We start from the raw sequence: 8,533 nt of genomic DNA on the forward strand, positions 1-8,533 counted from the left end.
TTAGCCCCCAAGTTTCGATTTATCGCGTACCGCGCCTTTGTCTGCACTGGTCGCAAGGCTCGCGTAAGCGCGCAGGGCGAAGGAGACTTCACGCTGGCGGTCCTTCGGCGTCCAGGCTTTATCGCCGCGCGCTTCCTGTGCTTCACGACGAGCCGCGATCTCCTGATCGCTCAGCTTGAGCTGGATCCCGCGATTCGGAATGTCGATTTCAATCAGGTCACCGTCTTCGATGATCGCAATGTTGCCGCCGCTCGCCGCTTCCGGTGATACATGGCCGATGGAAAGACCGGACGTACCGCCCGAGAAACGTCCGTCGGTGATCAACGCACAGGCTTTACCGAGGCCCATCGATTTCAGGAAGGTGGTTGGGTAGAGCATCTCCTGCATGCCTGGACCGCCTTTCGGCCCTTCGTAACGGATGACCACCACGTCGCCTTCCACAACTTTGCCGCCCAGGATGGCGTCTACCGCCTCGTCCTGGCTTTCGTACACTTTGGCCGGGCCGGTGAATTTCAGGATGCTATCATCCACGCCCGCGGTTTTTACGATGCAGCCGTTTTCCGCAAAGTTGCCGTACAGCACGGCCAGACCGCCGTCTTTACTGTAGGCGTGCTCCAGCGAACGGATGCAGCCTTCGGCGCGGTCATCATCCAGGGTGTCCCAGCGACAATCCTGAGAGAAGGCCTGCGTGGTACGAATACCGGCCGGACCCGCGCGGAACATGTTTTTCACCGCCTCATCCTGAGTCAGCATCACGTCATATTTATCCAGCGTCTGCGGCAACGTCAGACCGAGAACGTTCTTCACATCGCGGTTCAGCAGCCCGGCGCGATCCAGCTCGCCAAGAATACCGATGACGCCACCCGCACGGTGTACGTCTTCCATGTGGTATTTCTGGGTGCTTGGCGCGACTTTACACAGTTGCGGCACTTTGCGGGACAGCTTATCGATATCGCTCATGGTGAAGTCGATTTCCGCTTCCTGCGCCGCAGCCAGCAGGTGCAAAACGGTGTTAGTAGAACCGCCCATGGCGATATCCAGCGTCATGGCATTTTCGAACGCCGCCTTGCTGGCGATGTTGCGCGGCAGCGCGCTGGCATCGTCCTGCTCGTAGTAACGTTTGGTCAGTTCAACAATGCGCTTACCGGCGTTGAGGAACAGCGCTTTACGGTCAGCGTGCGTCGCCAGCAGCGAACCGTTGCCCGGCTGAGAGAGGCCCAGTGCTTCGGTCAGACAGTTCATGGAGTTGGCGGTGAACATCCCGGAACAGGAGCCGCAGGTTGGGCACGCGGAGCGTTCCACCTGGTTGCTCTGCTCGTCAGACACTTTTGGATCCGCGCCCTGGATCATCGCATCGACCAGGTCGAGCTTGATGATTTTGTCAGAAAGCTTGGTCTTGCCCGCTTCCATAGGACCACCGGAGACGAAAATTACCGGAATGTTCAGACGCAGGGAAGCCATCAGCATCCCCGGGGTGATTTTGTCGCAGTTGGAGATACAGACCATGGCATCCGCACAGTGAGCGTTAACCATATATTCCACCGAGTCGGCAATCAGCTCGCGCGACGGCAGTGAATAGAGCATGCCCCCGTGCCCCATCGCGATACCGTCATCCACCGCAATGGTGTTGAATTCTTTCGCCACACCGCCCGCAGCTTCAATTTGCTCAGCAACCAGTTTGCCGAGATCGCGCAGGTGCACATGGCCCGGCACAAACTGGGTGAAGGAGTTCACCACGGCGATGATAGGTTTACCGAAATCAGCGTCGGTCATCCCGGTGGCGCGCCACAGTGCGCGGGCACCCGCCATGTTACGGCCGTGGGTGGTGGTGGCGGAACGATACTTAGGCATGCTTTATTTACTCCCGTCTGACTATTAAATGGGACGGTGCGTGCCGCCCCATATTTATGCTTATTGATTAACCTGATCCAACCAGCCGTATTTATCTTCTGTTTCGCCGGTGAAGAGGCCGAAGAAGGCTTGCTGAATACGTTTGGTAACCGGGCCACAGCGGCCTGCACCCACCTGAATACCGTCTACACTGCGAACCGGCGTGATCTCAGCCGCCGTACCGGACATAAAGACTTCATCGGCCAGATACAGGGATTCGCGGGACAGAACCTGTTCACGCACTTCGATACCCAGATCTTTCGCCAGCTTAATGATGGCGTCACGGGTAATACCCGGCAGGGCTGAAGAGGTAAACGGCGGGGTGAACAGGATACCGTCTTTCACTTCAAACAGGTTCTCACCTGCACCTTCAGATATATAACCGTTCACATCCAGCGCGATGCCTTCCTGATAGCCGTGGCGGCGCGCTTCACTGCCGACCAGCAGTGAGGAGAGGTAGTTACCGCCCGCCTTGGCCGCAGTTGGGATGGTATTAGGCGCCACGCGGTTCCAGGACGAGACCATTGCGTCGATCCCTTGCTCCAGCGCTTCTGCACCCAGGTACGCCCCCCACGGGAACGCAGCAATGATCACGTCTGTGGTGTAACCGGCTGGCGGGTTTACGCCCATGCCCACGTCACCCACGAAGACCAGCGGACGAATATAGGCGCTGGTCAGGTTGTTCTTACGAATCACCTCGCGGCAGGCTTCCATCAGCTCATCAACGCTCTGAGAAACCGGGAAACGATAAATTTTGGCTGAGTCATGCAGACGCTGCATATGTTCACGATGACGGAACACCACTGGCCCTTTGTGAGAGTCGTAGCAACGGATGCCTTCAAACACAGACGTACCGTAGTGCAGCGCATGGGACATCACGTGGACCTTCGCGTCCTCCCAACGAACCATCTCACCATTGAACCAAATGTAATCAGCTTTTTTTGTCGTCATTTTCTCTTCCTGTCACGCTCAGGCGCGGATTTGTTGTGATGTGGTTGTGCTCTGGCAGATGGCAACATGGGCAACATCCACCAGCTTTGATAATTGACTAAACAGTAAGTCGACCGGGCGCGGGCTGGCAACGGTTAATTCGATACTGATATTTTGGGCGTCAGTGGCCGTCTCCATATTCATAGAGCAAATCTGAAAGCCACGATGACGGACCACGCGCAAAACGCGCTCTAATGTCTCTGGATTGAAGCGAGCCTGAACGGCGACCTGATGTTGCATCATGATAATTTCTCCAGCATTTGTGAGTTACTGGCACCTGGCGGTACCAACGGCCAGACGTTCTCAAGCTCGTCGATTGAGACATGAAGCAGGTAAGGCCCTTCGCTTGACAGCATGGTGTCGAGTGCCGCTTCAACCTGGTCTTTACGGGTGATGTGCTGTCCAGGAATGCCAAAGGCGCTGGCCAGAGTGAGGAAATCGGGGTTATCAGTCAGGGTGGTTTCGCTGTAGCGCTCCTCGAAGAACAGCTGCTGCCACTGGCGCACCATCCCTAAACGCTGGTTATCAAGCAACACGATCTTCAGCGGCAATTGTTTACGCTTAACGGTGCCCAACTCCTGAACGTTCATCATGAAGGAGCCGTCACCGGAGATACAGATGACCGTATCGTTTGGACGGGCAACCTGAGCACCCACCGCGGCAGGCAGGCCGAAGCCCATCGTACCTAATCCGCTGGAGGTGATGAAGTTTTCCGGGCGGGTGTAGGTCATATGCTGCGCAGACCACATCTGGTGCTGGCCGACATCGGTCGTCACTACACTGTCTGCCGGTTTACGGTCAGACAACTGCTTCAACAACAGCGGCGCATAGATGGCCTCACCCGAATGGTCGTAACGCCAGGCGTGCTCGGCACGCATTTCAGCCGTGTGCTGGCGCCACTCGCCGATATTCAAAGGCTGCTGTAACGCCGGCAGCAGCGTGTTGAGATCGCCCTGCAGCGCAACATGCGCCTGACGCAGCTTGTTCATTTCCGCCGGGTCGATATCCATATGGATAACTTTGGCGTTTGGCGCGAAGGTATTCAGCTTGCCGGTCACGCGATCGTCAAAACGGGCACCGACGGCAATCAGCAAATCACACTCCTGCACCGCCAGGTTTGCCGCTTTGGTGCCGTGCATCCCCAGCATGCCCAGGTAGTATGGGTAGTCAGCATCCACTGCGCCCAACCCTTTCAGCGTGCAGGTGGCAGGCATTTGCGTTACCGCGATAAATTCGCGCAGGGCCGGAACTGCCTGTGCCATGCCAACGCCGCCGCCGACGTACAGCATCGGCTGGGCTGCCTGCGCCAGCATCCGACGCGCCTCTTCGACTTCCGCATGTGGGAACGCGTCGTCACTTTCAACGGTGGAGAAGTGCGGTTCCAGCTCGCCGAGTGCAACCTGAATATCTTTCGGGATATCCACCAGAACCGGGCCAGGACGGCCAGAGCTGGCAATACGGAACGCTTCCGCCATCACGCCCGGCAGTTCTTCGAGGGACTGCACGAGGAAGCTGTGTTTGGTACAGGCCAGCGACAAGCCGAGCACATCGACTTCCTGGAAGGCATCAGTACCGATGAAGGGTGAGGCCACCTGGCCGGTGATCGCCACCACGGGAACGGAATCGAGCAGCGCGTCAGCCAGACCGGTGATCAGGTTTGTGGCGCCCGGTCCAGACGTTGCCATGCAGACGCCCGTTTTACCGGTGGCACGTGCATAGCCAATGGCCGCCATGGCTGCGCCCTGCTCGTGTCGGCACAAGAGGTGTTCCACGCCGCCGTCATACAGTGCATCGTAAATCGGCATAATTGCGCCTCCCGGATAACCAAAGACGGTTTCGACTCCCTGTGCGCGCAACGCATGTACTACCCACTGTGCCCCATTCATAGTTAGTTCCCCGTCATAAATCGGGAGAAACAGAATTTTGTGCTATTTGTCATTCTCTGCTCCTCGTTTAAGTTTTTTAGTCATAAAAAAACCCCCGGACCTTTCGGTGCGGGGGTCTTAGTTCGTTAAGGCTTGATTTCTAAGCCTTTCCTCGTCCAAGTGCAGCCCCGCACGGTGGGATAATAATCACCACCACGCTAATCACGACCAGGCTAATCACTAGTAGAAGGGCTGTCATTTTCGGTTCTTTGTGCATCTTGTTCGAAGGAATGCCTAAAGAGTTATCACAGTTATCAAACCAAACACAAGATTTATTTATGACGGATTTGATTAGCAGGCAAATCATATTCCTGAAAAGCTTTGTTTTATATAAGGAAATTAGATAGTGAATATTTTTCATTTTTTTGGCGTGTTTTAGCGCTATGCCGCGTTCCGTCCTTCTCTTTGCGAGATGACTTCCGAATGAGTGAAATAGTTACACTATGTCGCTAAAAAGCAGGAATGAGCGTCGTAAATCAGCCAACTGACGCTCAACAGGCAAAATCAATACTGACATAGTGAATCACTGAGGAGGTGCTTATGTCACTGTCAGTTGTTTACACGCGTGCGGCGATCGGAGTAAAGGCACCGCTTATTTCTGTGGAGGTTCATCTGAGTAATGGGCTCCCTGGGCTAACGCTTGTCGGCTTGCCAGAAACCACGGTCAAAGAAGCCAGAGATCGGGTTCGCAGCGCAATTATCAATAGCGGTTATACCTTCCCCGCTAAGAAGATCACGATCAACCTTGCTCCCGCAGATCTGCCCAAGGAGGGCGGACGATACGATTTACCTATCGCTATTGCGCTTCTCGCAGCCTCTGAGCAGCTCAACACTGCGAGGCTAGGCTCGTACGAGTTCATTGGCGAACTGGCGCTTACAGGCGCGTTAAGAGGCGTTCCTGGCGCCATCTCTGGTGCGCTGGAAGCCATTCATGCCGGTCGACAAATTATTGTAGCCAATGAAAATGCCTCAGAAGTGAGCCTGATTGCCGAGAAAGGATGCCTGGTCGCGGGGCATTTACAGGAAGTCTGCGCGCACCTTGAAGGCCGACATACCCTCTCCGAGCCAGAGGAAACCGGAGATATCCTGCCTGAAAGCCCGGACGACCTCAGCGATATTATCGGGCAGGAGCAGGGGAAGCGGGCACTGGAGATCACCGCAGCCGGAGGACATAACCTGTTGCTGATTGGCCCGCCGGGAACAGGGAAAACCATGCTGGCGAGCAGGCTGAATGGGTTATTGCCGCCACTCAATAATCATGAGGCACTTGAAAGCGCAGCGATATTTAGCCTGGTGAGCTCTGCATCATTGCAAAAACAGTGGCGACGACGCCCTTTTCGCTCTCCCCATCACAGTGCCTCCCTGACGGCCATGGTCGGAGGGGGCTCCATTCCGGGGCCGGGAGAGATCTCGCTGGCACACAATGGTATCCTGTTCCTTGATGAACTGCCTGAGTTTGAACGCCGCGTACTGGATGCCCTGCGGGAACCTATCGAATCTGGCGAGATCCATATCTCCCGCACGCGCGCCAAAATAAGCTACCCGGCACAGTTCCAGCTGGTTGCCGCCATGAACCCCAGCCCATCAGGCCATTATCAGGGAAATCATAATCGCTGCACGCCTGAGCAGACGCTGCGCTATCTGGGGAAGCTGTCAGGCCCTTTCCTCGATCGTTTTGATTTATCCCTGGAGATCCCCTTACCGCCCCCTGGTTTGCTCAGCCAGACAACGATACGCGGTGAGAGCACAGCGAAGGTTCGCGAACGGGTTATCGCCTCACAGGCCCGACAGTACGCTCGTCAACATAAGCTGAAAGCGCGTCTGGATAATGCTGAGATTCGGCAGTTTTGCCATCTTAAGGCTGAGGATGCCTGCTGGCTTGAAGAGACATTGACGCGATTTGGGCTCTCGATCCGTGCATGGCAGCGCCTGCTGAAAGTGGCTCGCACTATTGCCGATGTGGAAGGAGAGCCAGAAATTGAAAGACACCATCTGCAGGAAGCGCTGAGCTATCGCGCCATAGATCGGTTGTTGCTGCACCTGCAAAAATTACTGGCATAAAAAAAGGAGCCGAAGCTCCTTTTCTCATCAACTTAGTCGTCAGACTCGGTGTAGTCTTCAGCACCTTCCATCTGCGGCTTACCGCCAGACAGCGTATGGAAACGCTTTGGACGCTTGATGCGTGCCATATACTTGATCCATACACGTTCTGCTTCAGACTGCGGCTCACGCTCACCGCGACAAACAGCAACAAACTGTTTTTCGTCTTCAGTCGCAGGCTCACGTTTACCCAGATCCAGCTCGTTAAAGGCATAACCATGACGCTCAAGCAATTGCGCCTCTTTGATGGTGAAATCGCCGTGACGAGAGAACCCGCGTGGATAATTTTTATTGTCGAAAAAACGATTAGTCGTCGTAAAGCTTTCCGCCATCCTACACGCTCCTAATTCTTTGGCCGAGCTATTTATGGCGCGGAGTATTAGTTACGCTTGACAGAGTGTAAAACAAAACATTTAAATCATAACGACAAATAATTTTGTGGAGAAAGATGTGGATACGGAATTGCTAAAAACTTTCCTTGAAGTGAGCAGGACACGCCACTTCGGGCGAGCAGCTGAAGCCCTCTATCTGACGCAGTCAGCGGTCAGTTTTCGTATTCGACAGCTGGAAAATCAATTGGGTGTGAATCTATTTACCCGCCACCGCAACAATATCCGCTTAACGCCGGCCGGTGAGAAACTGCTCCCGTATGCAGAAACGTTGATGAATACCTGGCAGGCGGCCCGTAAAGAGGTGGCTCATACGTCCAGGCACAATGAGTTCTCGATCGGGGCCAGCGCCTCCCTGTGGGAATGTATGCTCAGTCAGTGGCTTTCGCGGTTATACCATTCGCATGGGCATTTGCAATTCGAGGCCAGAATTGCGCAACGCCAGTCGCTGGTTAAGCAACTTCACGAGCGCCAGCTTGATCTGCTGATCACCACTGAAGCCCCCAAGATGGACGAATTTAGCAGCCAGATTGTTGGGCAGTTTGGTCTGGCTCTGTATGCGTCTGAGCCTGCGATGATGAAGTCCGATCTAACCTATCTGCGGCTTGAATGGGGCCCCGATTTTCAACAGCATGAAACCGGTTTGATCGCCCCTGACGATGTTCCACAGTTAACAACCAGCTCAGCGGAGATCGCCTGCCAACAGCTTTCCTTGCTAAAGGGCTGCACGTGGTTACCCGTTTGCTGGGCAGACAGTAAACCGGGACTCCATACCGTACTGGATTCCACTACGCTTTCCAGGCCGTTGTATGCAATCTGGCTGCAGAACAGCGATAAGCAATCGCAGATAAAAGATCTATTAAAAATCAATATTATGGAATGATTTACCAGCCAGCATAATGGCTGGCTGCAGTTTTTGATTAGGAAGGGATTTTGGCCGTGTTGAAGGCAAAAAAAATCCTTTGCCGAAGCAAAGGATTCTATATGGCAGGGGCGGAGAGACTCGAACTCGCGACACCCGGTTTTGGAGACCGGTGCTCTACCAACTGAGCTACGCCCCTAAAGTTTTTTGCCATTAAGCCTGCCGATAAGGCAGGCTTAATGTCTTAATAAGTGGCGGAACGGACGGGACTCGAACCCGCGACCCCCTGCGTGACAGGCAGGTATTCTAACCGACTGAACTACCGCTCCACCGAAGACTGCTGTAACCACCGGATTTATGCACCGGCTTACTACTTA

General features: G+C 54.6%; 9 protein-coding genes and 2 tRNA genes. 2 read left to right on the plus strand and 9 right to left on the minus strand.

Going from position 1 to position 8,533, the window contains the following annotated elements:
- From ilvD to ilvL, 6 genes are all read right to left on the minus strand, one after another.
- Window positions 1–1,851, minus strand: a complete 1,851-nt coding sequence (gene ilvD, locus VF709_RS21710) for a dihydroxy-acid dehydratase (RefSeq protein WP_013099286.1) — start codon at window positions 1,849–1,851, stop codon at window positions 1–3.
- Window positions 1,852–1,911: 60 nt separating this feature from the next.
- Window positions 1,912–2,841, minus strand: a complete 930-nt coding sequence (gene ilvE / locus VF709_RS21715; RefSeq protein WP_013099287.1) for a branched-chain-amino-acid transaminase — start codon at window positions 2,839–2,841, stop codon at window positions 1,912–1,914.
- An 18-nt stretch (window positions 2,842–2,859) separates the two neighbouring features.
- Window positions 2,860–3,123 (minus strand): acetolactate synthase 2 small subunit, encoded by a 264-nt coding sequence (ilvM, locus tag VF709_RS21720; RefSeq protein WP_003860184.1) that lies wholly within the window; start codon window positions 3,121–3,123, stop codon window positions 2,860–2,862.
- Window positions 3,120–4,766, minus strand: coding sequence for an acetolactate synthase 2 catalytic subunit (gene ilvG, locus VF709_RS21725; protein ID WP_038420805.1), 1,647 nt, complete (start codon window positions 4,764–4,766; stop codon window positions 3,120–3,122). The genes ilvM and ilvG overlap by 4 nt, the downstream gene beginning before the upstream one ends.
- A 2-nt stretch (window positions 4,767–4,768) precedes the next feature.
- Complete coding sequence (gene ilvX / locus VF709_RS21730; protein WP_102046757.1) at window positions 4,769–4,819, minus strand: peptide IlvX; 51 nt, start codon at window positions 4,817–4,819, stop codon at window positions 4,769–4,771.
- An 86-nt stretch (window positions 4,820–4,905) separates the two neighbouring features.
- Window positions 4,906–5,004 (minus strand): ilv operon leader peptide, encoded by a 99-nt coding sequence (ilvL, locus tag VF709_RS21735; protein WP_023620831.1) that lies wholly within the window; start codon window positions 5,002–5,004, stop codon window positions 4,906–4,908.
- A gap of 341 nt (window positions 5,005–5,345) precedes the next feature.
- On the opposite strand from ilvL, the gene VF709_RS21740 reads away from it, so the two are divergent.
- Entirely contained in the window at window positions 5,346–6,866 is a 1,521-nt protein-coding gene (locus VF709_RS21740) for a YifB family Mg chelatase-like AAA ATPase (RefSeq protein ID WP_149896974.1), read from the plus strand.
- A 32-nt stretch (window positions 6,867–6,898) separates the two neighbouring features.
- On the opposite strand, the gene VF709_RS21745 is transcribed toward VF709_RS21740, so the two are convergent.
- Complete coding sequence (locus VF709_RS21745; protein ID WP_013099290.1) at window positions 6,899–7,237, minus strand: DUF413 domain-containing protein; 339 nt, start codon at window positions 7,235–7,237, stop codon at window positions 6,899–6,901.
- 118 nt (window positions 7,238–7,355) lie between these two features.
- On the opposite strand from VF709_RS21745, the gene hdfR reads away from it, so the two are divergent.
- Complete coding sequence (gene hdfR, locus VF709_RS21750) at window positions 7,356–8,177, plus strand: HTH-type transcriptional regulator HdfR (protein WP_020685959.1); 822 nt, start codon at window positions 7,356–7,358, stop codon at window positions 8,175–8,177.
- 102 nt (window positions 8,178–8,279) lie between these two features.
- On the opposite strand, the gene VF709_RS21755 is transcribed toward hdfR, so the two are convergent.
- Window positions 8,280–8,355, minus strand: a tRNA-Trp gene (locus tag VF709_RS21755).
- A 53-nt stretch (window positions 8,356–8,408) separates the two neighbouring features.
- Window positions 8,409–8,485, minus strand: a tRNA-Asp gene (locus VF709_RS21760).
- Between the last annotated feature and the right edge of the window lie 48 nt (window positions 8,486–8,533).

Source organism: Enterobacter sp. Lyrl_3, from assembly GCF_051948675.1.
In the GTDB taxonomy this organism is placed as follows: domain Bacteria; phylum Pseudomonadota; class Gammaproteobacteria; order Enterobacterales; family Enterobacteriaceae; genus Enterobacter; species Enterobacter cloacae.